12 protein-coding genes are annotated in these 15,008 nt (G+C 59.5%); 10 read left to right on the top strand and 2 right to left on the bottom strand.

Features of this window, described 5'->3' with window-relative positions; genetic code table 11:
- Positions 1-17: 17 nt before the first annotated feature.
- The 8 genes from phaP (at position 18) to HMPREF9696_RS20885 (ending at position 8,258) form a co-directional block, all read left to right on the top strand.
- Positions 18-455, top strand: a complete 438-nt coding sequence (phaP, locus tag HMPREF9696_RS20850) for a phasin family protein (RefSeq protein WP_002715045.1) — start codon at positions 18-20, stop codon at positions 453-455.
- A gap of 97 nt (positions 456-552) precedes the next feature.
- The gene (locus HMPREF9696_RS20855) at positions 553-1,320 is read left to right on the top strand and encodes an SDR family oxidoreductase (protein ID WP_002715046.1); all 768 of its coding nucleotides are present in this window, start codon (positions 553-555) and stop codon (positions 1,318-1,320) included.
- A 30-nt stretch (positions 1,321-1,350) separates the two neighbouring features.
- Positions 1,351-3,054, top strand: a complete 1,704-nt coding sequence (locus HMPREF9696_RS20860) for a long-chain-fatty-acid--CoA ligase (RefSeq protein ID WP_002715047.1) — start codon at positions 1,351-1,353, stop codon at positions 3,052-3,054.
- 104 nt (positions 3,055-3,158) lie between these two features.
- Positions 3,159-4,661 (top strand): WS/DGAT/MGAT family O-acyltransferase, encoded by a 1,503-nt coding sequence (locus tag HMPREF9696_RS20865; protein WP_002715048.1) that lies wholly within the window; start codon positions 3,159-3,161, stop codon positions 4,659-4,661.
- A 58-nt stretch (positions 4,662-4,719) separates the two neighbouring features.
- Complete coding sequence (locus HMPREF9696_RS20870; RefSeq protein WP_002715049.1) at positions 4,720-6,054, top strand: MFS transporter; 1,335 nt, start codon at positions 4,720-4,722, stop codon at positions 6,052-6,054.
- 94 nt (positions 6,055-6,148) lie between these two features.
- On the top strand, positions 6,149-6,712 hold the full coding sequence (locus HMPREF9696_RS20875) for a GNAT family N-acetyltransferase (protein ID WP_002715050.1): 564 nt from the start codon (positions 6,149-6,151) through the stop codon (positions 6,710-6,712).
- A 49-nt stretch (positions 6,713-6,761) separates the two neighbouring features.
- Positions 6,762-7,373: an adenylate kinase gene (locus HMPREF9696_RS20880; protein WP_002715051.1), complete on the top strand. Its 612-nt coding sequence runs from the start codon at positions 6,762-6,764 to the stop codon at positions 7,371-7,373.
- A gap of 126 nt (positions 7,374-7,499) precedes the next feature.
- A complete protein-coding gene (locus tag HMPREF9696_RS20885; RefSeq protein ID WP_245259251.1) occupies positions 7,500-8,258 on the top strand; it encodes an SDR family NAD(P)-dependent oxidoreductase in 759 nt (252 codons plus the stop codon).
- Between the two features lie 13 nt (positions 8,259-8,271).
- Here HMPREF9696_RS20885 and HMPREF9696_RS20890 read toward each other — a convergent pair whose 3' ends face one another.
- Both HMPREF9696_RS20890 and HMPREF9696_RS20895 read right to left on the bottom strand, forming a co-directional pair.
- Positions 8,272-9,189: a response regulator transcription factor gene (locus HMPREF9696_RS20890; RefSeq protein WP_002715053.1), complete on the bottom strand. Its 918-nt coding sequence runs from the start codon at positions 9,187-9,189 to the stop codon at positions 8,272-8,274.
- On the bottom strand, positions 9,179-12,550 hold the full coding sequence (locus HMPREF9696_RS20895) for a hybrid sensor histidine kinase/response regulator (RefSeq protein WP_002715054.1): 3,372 nt from the start codon (positions 12,548-12,550) through the stop codon (positions 9,179-9,181). The genes HMPREF9696_RS20890 and HMPREF9696_RS20895 overlap by 11 nt, the downstream gene beginning before the upstream one ends.
- 150 nt (positions 12,551-12,700) lie before the next feature.
- Here HMPREF9696_RS20895 and urtA point away from each other — a divergent pair, with 150 nt between their 5' ends.
- Together urtA and urtB are read left to right on the top strand one after the other, a co-directional pair.
- Complete coding sequence (gene urtA, locus HMPREF9696_RS20900; RefSeq protein ID WP_002715055.1) at positions 12,701-13,963, top strand: urea ABC transporter substrate-binding protein; 1,263 nt, start codon at positions 12,701-12,703, stop codon at positions 13,961-13,963.
- 118 nt (positions 13,964-14,081) lie between these two features.
- The gene (gene urtB, locus HMPREF9696_RS20905; RefSeq protein ID WP_002715056.1) at positions 14,082-15,008 is read left to right on the top strand and encodes an urea ABC transporter permease subunit UrtB; all 927 of its coding nucleotides are present in this window, start codon (positions 14,082-14,084) and stop codon (positions 15,006-15,008) included.

Genomic DNA, 15,008 nt, shown 5'->3' on the forward strand with positions numbered 1-15,008 from the left:
TCAAGAAGGAGGAATCCATGAACGCCGACAGCAAGCAGCCTTTCAATCCCGCGGCACTGATGCCCTGGATGGATGAACTCAAGAAACTTGTCGAGCAGTTCAAGCTGCCCGGCATTGACGTGGCTGCACTTATGGAGTGGCAGCGCAAGGATATGGAGGCTCTGGCCGAAGCGAACCGTCAGGCGTCCGAAGGTATCAAGGCGCTTGTCGATAGGCGCAATGAGATCATGCAGGAGGCGCTCGCGCAGTGGCAATCGGCCGTAAAGGATGTCACCAGCGCTGACGCGACGTCGAAGCAGGCGGAAGCGATGAAGCAGGGTGTCGAAAAAGCGGTCGCCAACTTTCGCGAACTCTCCGAACTGGAGGCAAAGGCGCGGACCAATGCGTGGACTGTCGTTCAGCAACGCATGCAGGAGAATCTGACGAATCTTCAGAAGCTGCTGCAGCCGAAATAGCGGCGGAGCGTTTGGCCCGGCGGGGCAGAAACGGTGAGTCATCCGCGCTGAAAGACGGAAGGCCGCCGAAGGGACGAGAGACCGGAGGGAGGAGAGCATGAGTCTTGCCAAGTTGCAGGATCTGACGGGCCGTGTCGCGCTCGTTACAGGAGGATCCAGAGGCCTGGGCTTGCAGATGGCCGAGGTGCTGGGCGAACTCGGCGCCAAGGTTGCGATCACGGCGCGGAAGGCTGATGAACTGACGGCTGCCGCGGCGCACCTGAAGTCGCTCGGTATCGAAGCGATGCCGGTTGTCTGCGACATGGGGCAACTGGCGGCAATCGGCCCCATGGTCGAACAGGTTATCGCGACGCTCGGGCCGATCGATATTCTCGTCAACAACGCCGGGACGTCCTGGGGGGCAGCCACAATCGATCATTCCCTCGATGGCTGGAACAAGGTCATCACCCTGAATGTAACGGCAATCTTCGTTGTAACGCAGGAGGTCGGGCGCCGCTGCATGGTTCCGCGCCGGAGCGGCAAGGTCATCAACATCGCTTCGATCCAGGGGCTGACGGGGACATATCCGGAGAGTGTGCCGACGCTCGCCTATAATGCCAGCAAGGGCGCAGTCGTGAACATGACACGCACGCTTGCCAATGAGTGGGCGCCGCTGGGCATCAATGTGAACGCGATCGCGCCGGGTTACTTCCCTACCAAAATGACCGCGCAGCTTAACGAAGATAACACCTCTGACATGGCGCCGATGAAGCGCGGGGGCGGCCCCGAGGATTTGAAGGGAGTCACGGCCCTGTTCGCGTCGGACGCCTGTGCATTCATTACTGGCCAGACACTCGCCGTCGATGGCGGAGTAACGGCTGTCTGAGCAAGCAATAAAATATTGGGAGGAACGAAAATGAACGATATGCCCTGGATCAAATCCTATCCGACCGGCGTGCGCTGGAACATTGATATCGTTCCCGGAGCAGTGCAGAAAATCCTTCAGGATACCGTCGCGAAATATCCCGATCGCCCGGCGATCGACTTCATGGGCAAGCGCCTGAACTATCGCGAACTGGGTAATCTGGTGGACCGCGCGGCGCGCGGCCTGCAGAAACTGGGTGTGAAGCCGGGCGTTCATGTCGGGCTCTTCCTGCCGAACACGCCGCACTACATCATCGCGTTTTTCGGTGTGCTGACGGCCGGCGGCACCGTGGTGAATTACTCGCCGCTCGATGCGGCCAAGGTACTCGAGCACAAGATCGAGGATAGCAAGACGGACTTCATCATCACGCTCGATCTTGCGGCGCTCTATCCGCAGATGGCGCCGATGCTCGGAACGACCCGTTTGAAAAAGCTGATTGTCGGAAATGTCGGTGAAATGTCAGCCGCTCCCGATGCCGTGAATGCCGAGATGAAAGCCGGGAAGCAGTTGAGCGAGGTGCCGAAAGACGATCGGCATGTCAGCTTTGCTGAACTGATCGACAACGATGGTGCTTACGAGGCTTATCCGATCTCCGATCCGAATGAGACGATCGCTGTGCTCCAGTATACCGGGGGCACCACGGGATTGCCCAAGGGGGCGATGCTGACACATGCCAACCTGTCCAGCGCCTGTCAGCAGGCATGGGAGACCACGAGCGGGTCTCCTCCGGTTCTGGTCGAGGGGCAGGAAAGTGTACTCGCGGTGCTGCCGCCCTTCCATATCTACGCGCTGACAGTGAACGTCCTGTTCGCGGTGCTGGGCGGCGCCGAGATTCTTCAGCACATCCGGTTCGATCCCAAGGCGGTCCTTGAAGAAATCTCGAAAAAGAGACTGACGGTGTTTTGCGGCGTCCCGACCATGTACACCGCCTTGCTCAATCATCCGGATACACCGAAATACGATCTGAAATCGCTGAAATACTGCGGCTCCGGCGGTGCGCCGCTGCCGCTTGAGGTCGCACAGCAGTTCGCGGCGGTGACCGGATGTAATCTTAGCGAAGGGTGGGGGATGACCGAGACCTCTCCCACAGGGACCTTCACACCGGTCAACGGCATGCGCAAGGCGGGCTCCTGCGGAATGCCGATGCCGCGTATCGTGATCAAGTTCCTGAGCATCGACGACCCTGGCAAGTATGTGGCGCTTGGCGAACGCGGCGAAATCTGCATCCAGGGCCCCAATGTCATGAAGGGTTACTGGAACAAGCCGCAGGCGACCGCCGACGTCACGACATTCGATGGTTTCATGCGGACCGGCGACGTCGGCTATATGGACGATGACGGATTCATCTTCATCGTGGACCGTACCAAGGACATGCTTCTGTGCAGCGGATACAATGTCTATCCGCGCGTTCTCGAAGAGGCGGTCTACAAACATCCTTCTGTCGCGGAAGTCGCCGTGATCGGAATTCACGATGAGTATCGCGGACAGTCGCCAAAAGCCTTCGTCACCCTGAAATCCGGCGCTCCCGCATTCACCATCGAAGAGCTGCAGAAGTTTCTGAAGGACAAACTGGGCAAGCACGAGATGGTGCAGGCTATGGAAATCCGCTCCGAGCTTCCAAAAACGGCGGTCGGCAAAATTTCCAAGAAAGACCTGTACGACGAGGAAGAGCGCAAGGCGAAAGCGCAGGCCTGAGCGGCCCGTGCTTCATGCAAATCCGTCGGCGCTGGATCTTTCAGCGCCGACACGTGACCAACGGGAGCGGCCATGGCCGCCGTCTAACCTCTGGAGGCAAGACAATGGATCAACTTAGCGGGATGGATGCCTCTTTCCTGCATCTGGAAACCCCCGAAACCCCGATGCATGTCGGCAGTTTGATGCTTATCGATCCGCCGGACGGTTACGAAGGCGACTATTATGAAGACGTCAAGGCCATGCTGGCCAAACGCCTGCATCTAGCCACCGTCCTGTGCCGGAAGCTGGCACAAATGCCCTTTGAGCTTGCCGAGCCGGTATGGATCGACGATGACGACATCGACCTCGACTACCATGTGCGGAGCCTGACGCTTCGCCGCCCCGGTACAATGGCTCAGCTCGAAGTGCTGATTGCACGGTTGCATTCGACACTGCTCGACAGGAGCCGGCCGCTCTGGGAAATCTACGTCATCGAAGGACTCGAGTCCGGGCAGGTCGCGCTTTACACCAAGGCGCATCATAGCGGCGTCGACGGCAAGGCTGGCGCCGAGCTCGCCAAGGTGCTGTACGATACGTCCCCCAAAATGCGTGACGTTCCACCGCCGCGGCGCAAGCGTTCGAGCGGGCAGTACCAACTCGGCATGACCGAGTTGTTGCAAGCGGCGGCCAACAACGCGGCCCAGCAATACCGGAAGCTCGCGGAGCTTTTGCCGACGGCCGCAAAAGCCTTCAGCACGGCAGCCGGCGTTGTCGCAAGTCAGCGCACGACCGATGGCAGCCGGTCGCTCAATCTGGGATTGGCGCCAAAAACCATCTTCAACGATTCAATCACCAACCAGCGTTCCTACAGCACGCTGTCGCTTCCCTTGGCGGACGTTAAAGCGCTTGGAAAGCGCGTCGGCGGAACGGTCAATACGATCGTGATGGCGATGTGCAGTATTGCACTCCATCATTTCCTGAAGGAACGCGGGCTGCTTCCGAAGGAAGCGCTCATTGCAATGGTGCCGGTAAGCCTTCGGGCGGAAGGTGACAGCGCGATGAACAACCAGGTTTCGATGGTGCGGGTCGATCTTGCGACCGATATCGACAATCTTCCGGAACGGTTCAAGGCGATCCATGCCTCATCGGAGGCGGCAAAGGCCGTCGTGAGGGAGCTGAAACCGGTGCTCGGCGTCGATGTGCCGATCACGGGCTCGCCATGGCTGATGACCGGGCTGGCCTCGCTGCTTGGCCGCTCCAACATGGCGAGCCGCCTGCCTGCGGTTGGCAATGTGCTGATTTCAAATGTTCCGGGTCCGCCGATGCCGCTCTACGTCGCTGGTGGCCGGATGGTGCACTATTATCCGGTCTCGATCCCGTATCACGGCAGTGCGCTGAATATCACGGTGCAGAGTTACGCCGGGCTGCTCGATCTCGGGATCACCGCCTGCCGCCGCGTGTTGTCGCAGGATGAATCCCACGAACTCATCGCGCATCTGCAGACAGCGCTGCGCGAAATTGAAGCGCTGCCCGCGGTTTCGGAAGTATCCGGCGGAGAGGTCGCAGTGCTGGAGCTGAACGACGCGGGCAAGGCATCTGCGAAGAAGAAGTCCGCAGCAGGTCAGTAAAGGCACGCTGCAATAGGCTCGGACTGACAGAAAATAAAGATTTCCAAGGGAGGACAAAATGGACCCATCACAGGCACGACAAAGCGGACCTATCGTACAGAGCGCAGCCGACAAAGCGCTGTTTTCCAAGGTGAGCTGGCACCTGCTGCCGCTGCTGATCATTTGTTACATCATCTCGTTCATCGACCGGATCAATATCGGCTTCGCCCAGCTTCAGATGAAGCAGACCCTCACGTTCAGCGACGAGGCCTATGCGTTCGGAGCCGGCATCTTCTTCCTCGGATACTTTCTCTTTGAAGTCCCCAGCAACCTGATGCTGGAGAAGATCGGCGCGAGAAAAACCCTGCTGCGCATCATGTTCTGCTGGGGTATCGTCGCATCGGCGATGATGTATGTGCAGACGCCGACGCAGTTCTATGTTCTGCGTTTCCTCCTCGGTGCGTTCGAGGCAGGCTTCTTTCCGGGGATCATCCTCTACCTGACGTTCTGGTATCCATCCGCCCGCCGCGGTCAGATCATCGCAGTCTTCATGACAGGAACTGCGATAGCCTACCTGCTCGCAGGGCCGACGTCCGGAGCGATCATGAAGTACATGGATGGATTCCTCGGTCATCATGGCTGGCAGTGGCTGTTCGTGGTGCAGGGGCTACCGGCCTCGATTCTCGGAATTGTCGCCTACTTCTATCTGAAAGATAAGCCCGAGGACGCAAGCTGGCTGACGGCGTCCGAGAAGACGGCGCTCCGCGGTCATCTCGATAACGACAAGCAGTGCGTCGAATCCGCATCACACGGGTCTCTGGGAGCACTGCTGCGCGACCCGAAGGTCTACTCGCTGTCGCTGATTTACGCGGTGTTTCTCGGTGCCACCTATGCGATGCTGTTCTGGACTCCGACCTTGATCAAGTCCTGGGGGATCAGCGATCTGTTCTGGATCGGTATGGCATCATCGCTCCCGGCGGTCTTCGGCATCGTCGGCATGGTGCTGGTCGGCCGCAGTTCGGACAAGCAGCGTGAACGGCGCTGGCACTTCATGTTCACCACTGCGATTGCCGCAGCGGGCGTGCTGACGACGGTTGTGACCCAGGGCAGCCTGGTCGGATCGCTCGCCGGTCTCTGCCTGGTCGGCATTGGTCAATCCGCCATGACGCCAATCTTCTTCGCGGCGGTCAGTGAATATGTGCCGAAGAAGACCGCGGCGGGTGGTATCGCGCTGATCAGCAGCCTTGGCAATCTCGGGCCGTTCGTGACGCCTTCGATCGTCGCGTCGATCAACAAAGCGACGGGAACGCCGGTGGCGAGCATGATCCTCGTTGCGGTCTTGTGGATAACGGCTGGCGTGATGCTGACGTTCATCCTCCGTCCGGCACCGGCTCCCCGGTTGGCGATGGCATGATGACAGGACTTTGTCGGGACATCCGGCGCGGGCCGGATGTCCCGGCAGAAACCGGCGAACGCGCGTCCTGGATGCGAGATGATCGGAGGGGCCATTGCATCTGGGGATCAAAACGCGGGAACTCATTCCGGATGAGCGCTCGTGTCTCCTCGCCCATCTGCTGGCTCTTGATGCGGAAGATCGCCGCCTGAGATTTGGACAGGTTCTCTCCGACGACGGTATACGCAAGTACACCGAGAGCATTGATCTGTCGCGCGATGCCGTCTTCGTCTCGACCGATGACGAACTGGCGATTGTGGGAGCAGCTCATCTCGCCCGCGAGGAAGATCATGCTCAATTGGGGGTATCTGTTCTGGCGAAAAGCCGCGGGCAGGGGATTGGCGAGGCGTTGCTTGAACGGTGTGCATCGCGGACCCGTATCTGGGGTGTGCGTATTCTGTTCATGAACTGTCTTGTTGAGAATGCTCCGATGATGCACCTCGCTCGCAAGCAGGGTTTGAGGATCGTGTCGTCGGGTACCGAGGCCGAGGCTTTCGTGCGATTGCCTCGCGCCGATCTTGCGAGTGTCGCCGCGGAAGTCACCGCCGAGCACGTCGGTCTGTTTGACCATGCATTGAAAGCGGGATGGCTGGCCTTGCAGGGACGCCGGCCAAGGTAAGCGGAAAAAATTTCGACCATCGGCGCATTGGCAATTTGGGGAGAGGACAGTGAGGATTGTTTTGTTGGGCCCGCCGGGAGCGGGAAAAGGCACGCAGGCGGAAAGCATCGTTAGAAAGTACGGCGTGCTGCATCTGTCCACCGGCGACATGCTGCGCGCCGCGGCGCAGGCGGATACCGAGGTCGGGCGGAAGATCAAGCAGACCATGGCAAGCGGGGCCCTGGTGTCGGATCAACTCGTCATCGCTGCCGTTGTCGAGCGAATTTCTCAGGATGATGCGCGGAAGGGCTTTATTCTCGATGGCTTTCCGCGAACGGTATCGCAGGCCGTCACATTCGACGACATGCTCCAAACGGAGCATCTGGAGCTTGATCATGTCGTCGAATTACAGGTCGATGAGAAGATATTGCTGGACCGCATTTTGATCCGGGCGAACGAGGCGAAGGAGCGCGGCATCGCCCAGCGTGAGGACGACAATCACGACTCCTTGAAGGTTCGTCTCGATGCGTATCGCGCGCAGACGGCGCCGGTGATTGATTACTACCGTGCGCGAGGCATTCTGAAGAGCGTCGACGGACTGCAGCCGATTGAGCATGTGACAGCGGATGTGTTCAAGGCGATTGATACAGCCGAGTCGCCGAAGGTTGCGATGCGCAAATAGGAAGTTCAATCGTGCTCGCAGTCCCGCGAGCAACTGTTGAAGGGTAGTGTCGCTGACTGTGAGTTGGTAAAGACTGGAAAAGGATCGCCTATGACTGCAGAAAAGAAGAGCGGCCAGTGCGCGCTCGTGACCGGCGCATCGGGCGGTATTGGCCTCGAACTTGCCCGTGTTCTGGCCGCCAACGGTTTCGATCTGGTTCTGCTGGCGCGAAGCGCGGCGAAACTTCAGGAAATCGCCAATGAACTGAAAGCCAATCATGGCAGCAAGGTAACGGTCCTTCCTGCCGATCTGAGCGATCCCGGCACGCCGCAAGCCGTCTTCAACACCCTGGCGGATGCCGGAATTCGGATTGATCTGCTGGTTAACAACGCCGGCCTTTTGTTCGAGGATCGCTTCAACGCCATCAGTCTCGATGACACCATGCAGTTGCTGCGGGTGAATATCGGGGCGACGACCGCGATGACCCATCTCTTTCTCGGGTCCATGCTGGAACGCAACAGTGGTCGGGTACTGAATGTCGCGTCGATCGCTGGATTCGTGCCCGTGCCGAATCTGGCGGTCTATGCGGCATCCAAAGCCTACGTATTGTCATTCGGAGAGGCTTTGTCTCAAGAGTTGAGCGGCAGCAAGGTGACGCTGACGACCTTGTGCCCCGGAGTGACCGAGACGGCCATGGTTCACGGGACCAACCTCGCCAGCGTTCCCAAAATGATGATCATGGACGCCAAGACGGTCGCTCGGGAAGGATACCGCGCCTGCATGTCCGGAAAGCCGGTTCACGTCGCGGGCATTGCCAACGAAATGGCGGTTCAATGGATCAAGTACCAGCCAAGTTGGCTGATGCGGGCGGTCGGCGGCTTTCTCAGCCGAAACCGGAATTCCTGACGACGATCTTATATCAGGAATGTCTTTGGCTGGCATTGGCTGCCACAGCGGCGGCAGCGGTGCGATTCTCGACGCCGAGTTTTGCGTAAATCTGCTCGAGATGCTTGTCCACGGTGCGCGGACTGAGCTCGAGTATCTGTGCAATGTCGCGGTTTGTCTTGCCCTTGCTCAACCAGGAGAGGACTTCGCCTTCGCGGCTGGTCAGTCCCAGTTCCTTGCTGAATTCGGCTGGTGAGTCGGAACTGGTTTCCCGAGTTAGCCGCAGGAGGAACTGATCCGCGTTCAATCGGCCCATGTATTGAAGACGATGCTTGTTGTCTCCAAAGGGGGTTGAGGGAGGAGACTTTGGCGCGGCCCCGCCTTTCTGCATCCTGTCGAGCCAGGCAAGCCAGGGCTCGGGCAATTGGGGAGCATCGTTGCCAGCCTCGCTTCCCACCAGAAGTTTCTGCGCCTGCGGTGTGGCCCAGATCAGTTGCCCCCGGTGATCGACCGCAAAGAGAATGCGTCCGGAGGCATCGAGCGCTGCGCGCGCGCTCTGGGTGAGACGCGCATTGGCAAGATGCACCTTGATGCGGGCAAGCATCTCCGCGATCGCGATGGGCTTTGTGACATAGTCCACGCCGCCAACTTCGAGCCCGCGCACGATGTGCTCTGTTTCAGCAAGCCCGGTCATGAAGATCACGGGAACATCGGCAAGTCCGGGAAGGCGTTTCAGTCGCCTGCATGTTTCAAAGCCGTCGATTCCCGGCATCACGGCATCGAGAAGGATGATGTCGGGCAGGATTTGTTCGACAACGCGCATCGCCGAGGCGCCGTCGAGCGCCACCATGACGGTCATGCCGGCCCCGTCCAGCGCATCGGTCAGCATCCGCAATGTTTCGGGGGAATCGTCGACGATCAGAACGGTGTCGCGCTTTTTCTCAATGGTCATGACGCTGCACCGTTTTCAGGGTTGCCATGTACTGGCCAAGGTCGAATTGCTCGATCAGGGACCGCATCCGGGCGACAAATGCCGCGTGCTCGGGATGATCCTGATTGATCTGGTCGAGCTTTGTGTGAATGGCCGTCACGTATCCGATCTGCCCGAGATTGATAAGCTCATCGACGTATTCGACGGGCGGGGCGAGATCGTCCTTGACACTCCAGACCGCGGTTGGAGCTTCCCCTGGCTCATACCGCCATTCGATTTTCAGCAACTGTCCGACAAGCTCCAGCAACCGTGGAACGTCAATCGGCTTCATCAGGTATCCGTCGTGAAACGGCTGTGCGAGCGGTGCCCCGTGCGCCTCGAGCGCACTCGCCGACACCATCAGAATGCGGGCATGATGATGCCCCATCGTGCGCAAGGTCTCGGCGACGGTCCAGCCGTCGATCCCGGTCATGGAGATATCGAGGAGAAAGAGGTCGGGCTGACAATGCCGCGCGAGGTTCAGGCACGATTCCCCGTCATGGGCGCTGAGAACGATGAACCCGAGCGGGGTCAGAATTTCGCGCAACAGGTCACGCTGTGTCGGATCGTCATCGGTAACCAGAATAGTCCGGCGCGGGCCGTGATAGCCGAAAATCGGCGCGTTGATGGCTTTCAGGCGGGTTGGATTGGTCACCTCGGACAGCAGCATCTTCACGTAGAAGGTGCTGCCTCTATCCACCACGCTGCTCACACGAATATCGCCGCCCATGACGCCGGCCAGGAGTTTGCTGATGGTCAATCCAAGTCCGGTCCCGGTCTGGGGCTGCGAGACGCCGAGTGCGCCGCGCTCGAAAGGCGCGAAAATACGCTCCAGATCATCCGCATGAATTCCGGGGCCGGTGTCGCGCACCTCGAACTCTGCGACAGGACTGCGGTAATGAACGATGAAGTGGACGCCGCCGGTCTGGGTGAATTTGATCGCATTCGACAGCAGGTTGATCAGAATCTGGCGCAGCCGCTTCTCATCGGCATAGACCACCGGTGGCAAGGTTTCCGGCCGCTGGAACACGAACTCGATATTCTTTGCCGCGGCCTGAAGACGAAACATGCCGACGAGCTGATCGAGGAAGGCATGCAGGCGGACTTCGTCGCGGGACAGATGCAATCGTCCAGCCTCGATTTTCGAGATATCCAGAAGGCCGTCGATCAGGCCGGACAGATGGTCTGCACTGCGGCGAACGACGCGAATCTGGTCGCGGGGTTTCGGCTGGATGGTGTCATCCTGCTCCAATAGCTGGGCATAGCCACTGATGGCGTTCAGCGGCGAGCGCAGTTCGTGGCTGAGACCGACTACATAGCGGCTCTTGGCAAGATTGGCGGACTCGGCGACTTCCTTTGCGCGCTGAAGCTCCATATCCGTCTTCCGGTGCGCGTCGATTTCCTGCATCAGCAATGTTGTCTGCCGCCGTGTTTCCGCTTCCGCAGCCTGCCGACTTTGTCTGGCGAGGACAAACAGCCAGGCGACGACACCGATGATGATGGTCAGGGCGAAAAACACCTTCCACAGCACATCGGAGAGCTGGATCTGGTCGAATCGTATGGCATTGGCTGTTTGCAGGTAGATCAGGCCCAGCGTGAGGCCGACCAGCCCCGCGGCTGCGGCAAAGACACCGAGATAGTGGCCGAGTTGAGAGTTGATGCGGGCGTAGATGGCCTGCGGCAGAAGCCGTCCGAGAGTTTCCGAAAGCTGCGCCTGCACACGCGCATGCGGTTTGCAAAGATCATGGCACCGCGCATCCAGTGAGCAACAGAGCGAGCAGATCGGGCCGGAATAAGCGGGGCAGGAGGCCATGTCTTCCGGCTCGAACGCATGTTCACAGATACAACATTTAATGGTTTCGGCGGTCTGCCAGCTCCGCTTCGGCTTACGCGCGATATAATACTTTCCTCCGGTCGCGTAGGCGATGAGCGGTGCGGCGATAAACGCCGTGGTAAGCGCCACAAATGGGGCCAATGCCTTGGCGGTAGGGCCGAAGAAACCATAGAACGCGCTGATCGAGACGATTGTCGCGATCGTCATAGCGCCGACGCCGACGGGATTGATGTCGTAGAGATGCGCGCGCTTGAATTCCATGTGGGGCGGACGAAGCCCGAGCGGCTTGTTGATGATCAGATCCGCCACAAGCGCGCCGACCCACGCTATTGCGACGTTCGAGTAAAGCGCCAGGGTCTGTTCGAGCGCCTTGTAGACGCCGATTTCCATCAGAAGCAGCGCCACAAGGACATTGAACACCAGCCAGACGACGCGGCCGGGATGGCTGTGCGTCAGCCGCGAAAAGAAGTTCGACCACGCGATGGAGCCGGCATAGGCGTTGGTGACATTGATCTTGAGCTGCGAGAGGATCACGAAGGTTCCGGTCAGCGCCAATGCCAGATCGGGCTGGGACAACACGTAGCGAAACGCTTCCAGATACATGTGGGAGGGTTCGGCGGCATATTCCGCGACGACGCCGTGCTTGAGTGCGAAGAATGCGAGGAATGAGCCTGCCAGCAGCTTGATAGCGCCGGGAACGATCCAGCCCGGCCCGGCGCTGATCATGGCGAACCACCAGGCGCGTTTTGATGTGCGCCGGTCGCGCGGCAGGAAGCGCAGGAAGTCCACCTGTTCGCCGATCTGCGCCACCAGCGAAAAGACGACGGAGGCGGCCGTGCCGAACAGCAGCAGGTCGAGGTGCCCCGACGGACTGCCGTGTTCGCCCGGAAATGCGCGCCATTCGGCGAACGAGCCGGGACTCTTGATCGCGATCGCAGCGAAGGGGAGGATATGGAGGAAAATCCAGAATGGCTGCGTCCAGAGCTGGAAGCGGCTGATGAGCGTGATCCCGTGTGTCACCAGCGGGATGATGACCACCGCGCTGACCAGATAGCCGATGGGGCGGGGGAGGCCGAAGCAGAGTTCCAGCGCCATCGCCAGGATCACCGCCTCGATGGCGAAGAAAATGAAAGTGAACGAGGCATAGATCAGCGACGTGACGGTCGAGCCGATATATCCGAAGCCGGCGCCGCGGGTCAGAAGATCAATATCTACGCCGTATCTGGCTGCATAATAGGCAATCGGCAGTCCGCAGCAGAAAATGACCGCGCTGACCACCAGAATGGCAGCCGTCGCATTGGTCACGCCGTAGTTGAGGGTGATTGTTCCGCCAATGGCTTCGAGGGCGAGAAACGAGATCGCGCCCAGCGCCGTGTTTGCCACGCGGGCCGCGGACCAGCGCCGCGCGCTCTTGGCTGTGAAGCGGAGCGCGTAGTCCTCAAGCGTCTGGTTGGCAACCCATTGATTATATTGGCGCCTGACACGGTCTATGCGCTGCCGCCCGACCAACTCGCTCTCCTCTTGACGCCCGTCGCCCGCTGAAAAATCTACGTCGCGTTTTTGCGGTGCCGTATGCGCGATTTCACGTATGCGTGCGATGCACAATCCGGGCCATCGTTCCCCTATCGAAGCGTTGTTCAGCCAACACAAGGGGCGGTCATGACAGACAAAAAAGATCAGGGATTGCAGTCACCTTTCCGGCGCAAGATGTTGATGGGAATGGCGGCGCTGCCGGCCATGTCCATGATGTCTCGCCCATCATTCGGCGCGGGACCGGCGACCTCAGCCGTCAACACCACGGGCCTTGCGGTGACCGATACCGAGGTCACGGTCGGTATCCTGCACTCGGTGACCGGCACGATGGCAATTTCCGAGACCGGATCGGTTCAGGCTGAAAAGCTGGCGATCGAGCAGATCAACGCCTCGGGCGGCGTCCTCGGGCGCAAGATCAAGTTCATTCAGGAAGACGGCGCGTCCGACTGGCCGACCTTCGCCGAAAAGGCCAAGAAGCTGCTGGTCAACGACAAGTGCGCGTCGGTGATGGGCTGCTGGACCTCGGCGTCGCGCAAGGCGGTGTTGCCGGTGTTCGAGCAGTACAACGGCATGCTCTACTATCCGACCTTCTATGAAGGTCTCGAGCAGTCCAAGAACGTCATCTATACCGGTCAGGAGGCAACCCAGCAGATCATCGCCGGCCTCGACTGGGTCAACAAGACCAAGGGTGCGAAGACCTTCTATCTGCTCGGATCGGACTACATCTGGCCGCGCACCTCGAACAAGATCGCGCGCAAGCATATTGAAGGCCACTTGCAGGGCGCGAAGGTGGTCGGCGAGGAATACTTCCCGCTCGGCCACACCCAGTTCAACTCGGTCATCAACAAGATCAAGCTGACCAAGCCGGACGTGATCTACGCCATCATCGTCGGCGGCTCGAACGTCGCCTTCTACAAGCAGCTCAAGGCGGCCGGCATCGACCTGTCGAAGCAGAAGCTGCTGACCATCTCGGTCACCGAGGACGAAATCGACGGCATTGGCGGCGAAAATATCGCAGGCGCATTCGCTTGCATGAAGTACTTCCAGTCGCTCGACAATCCGAACAACAAGGAGTTCGTCGCTGCGTTCAAGAAGATGTGGGGCGAAAAGACCGTGATCGGAGACGTCACCCAGGCTGCCTATCTCGGGCCCTGGCTCTGGAAGATGACCGTCGAGAAGGCCGGCAGTTTCGATGTCGACAAGATCGCGGCGGCATCCGCGGGCATCGAGTTTACCAAGGCGCCGGAAGGCTACGTCAAGATCCATCCGAACCACCATCTCTGGTCCAAGACGCGCGTTGGTCTCGCCCAGCTCGATGGCCAGTTCAAGGTTGTCTACGAGACGCCGGACCTGATCGAGCCGGATCCGTTCCCAAAGGGCTACCAGTAAGCCCCGCGCCAGGTCTCTCACAACAATCAGCTCCCAGGTGTGGGTCGTCAGCCCACACCCGCAGCGCTCGCGCCGCGGATTCGTCCGCGGCGCGAGACTTCCCCGGCGGAGAATTGAAATGTTCGGCGACTACTCGATTGGCGATCTCGGCTCGATCTTTGTGATGCAAGGATTTGCGGGCCTTATCCTGTTCTCCGTCTACGTTCTGATGGCACTTGGCCTCGCGATCATCTTCGGCCAGATGGGCGTCATCAACATGGCGCACGGAGAATTCATGATCCTCGGCGCTTACGTCACCTGGATGACGTCGAACTTCTTTCAGGCCTATTTGCCTTCGCTTTTTGGCGGCTACTTCTTCATCGCAATGATACTCGCCTTCATCGCATCCGGCGCACTCGGGATGGTCGTGGAGTGGGGGCTGATACGCCACCTCTACAAGCGCCCGCTCGATACGCTGCTCGCGACATGGGGGTTGAGCCTCATCCTGCAACAGGCCTATCGATCGATCTTCGGTGCCCGCGAGGTCGGTGTTGAATTGCCGCAATGGATGTTGGGCTCGCTCAAGCTCACGGATACGATCGAAGTGCCGATCAACGGCATCTTCGTGATGTGCTTGACCGTCCTGATCACGCTCGGCGTTGCTTACATCATGTACAAGTCGCGCTGGGGCCGCCAGGTCCGCGCCGTGGTGCAGAACCGCGTGATGGCAGGCGCCACCGGCATCAACACGGAAAAAGTTGATCGTTACACCTTTGGTCTTGGATGCGGGATCGCCGGCGTCGCGGGTTCGGCCTTCACCATGATCGGTTCGACAGGCCCGACATCCGGTCAGCTCTACATCGTCGATACGTTCCTCGTGGTGGTGTTCGGCGGTGCTGCCAGCCTGCTTGGGACCATCGCCTCGGCATTCACCATCTCGCAGGCCCAGTCGACCATGGAGTTCTTCCTGTCGGGTTCGATGGCGAAGGTTCTCACGCTGCTTGCCGTCGTCGGCATCCTCATGCTGCGGCCGCAGGGACTGTTCGCTCTCAAGGTCCGGAAGTGA

Origin of the sequence: Afipia clevelandensis ATCC 49720 (genome assembly GCF_000336555.1) — a bacterium.
Taxonomy (GTDB): Bacteria; Pseudomonadota; Alphaproteobacteria; order Rhizobiales; family Xanthobacteraceae; genus Afipia; species Afipia clevelandensis.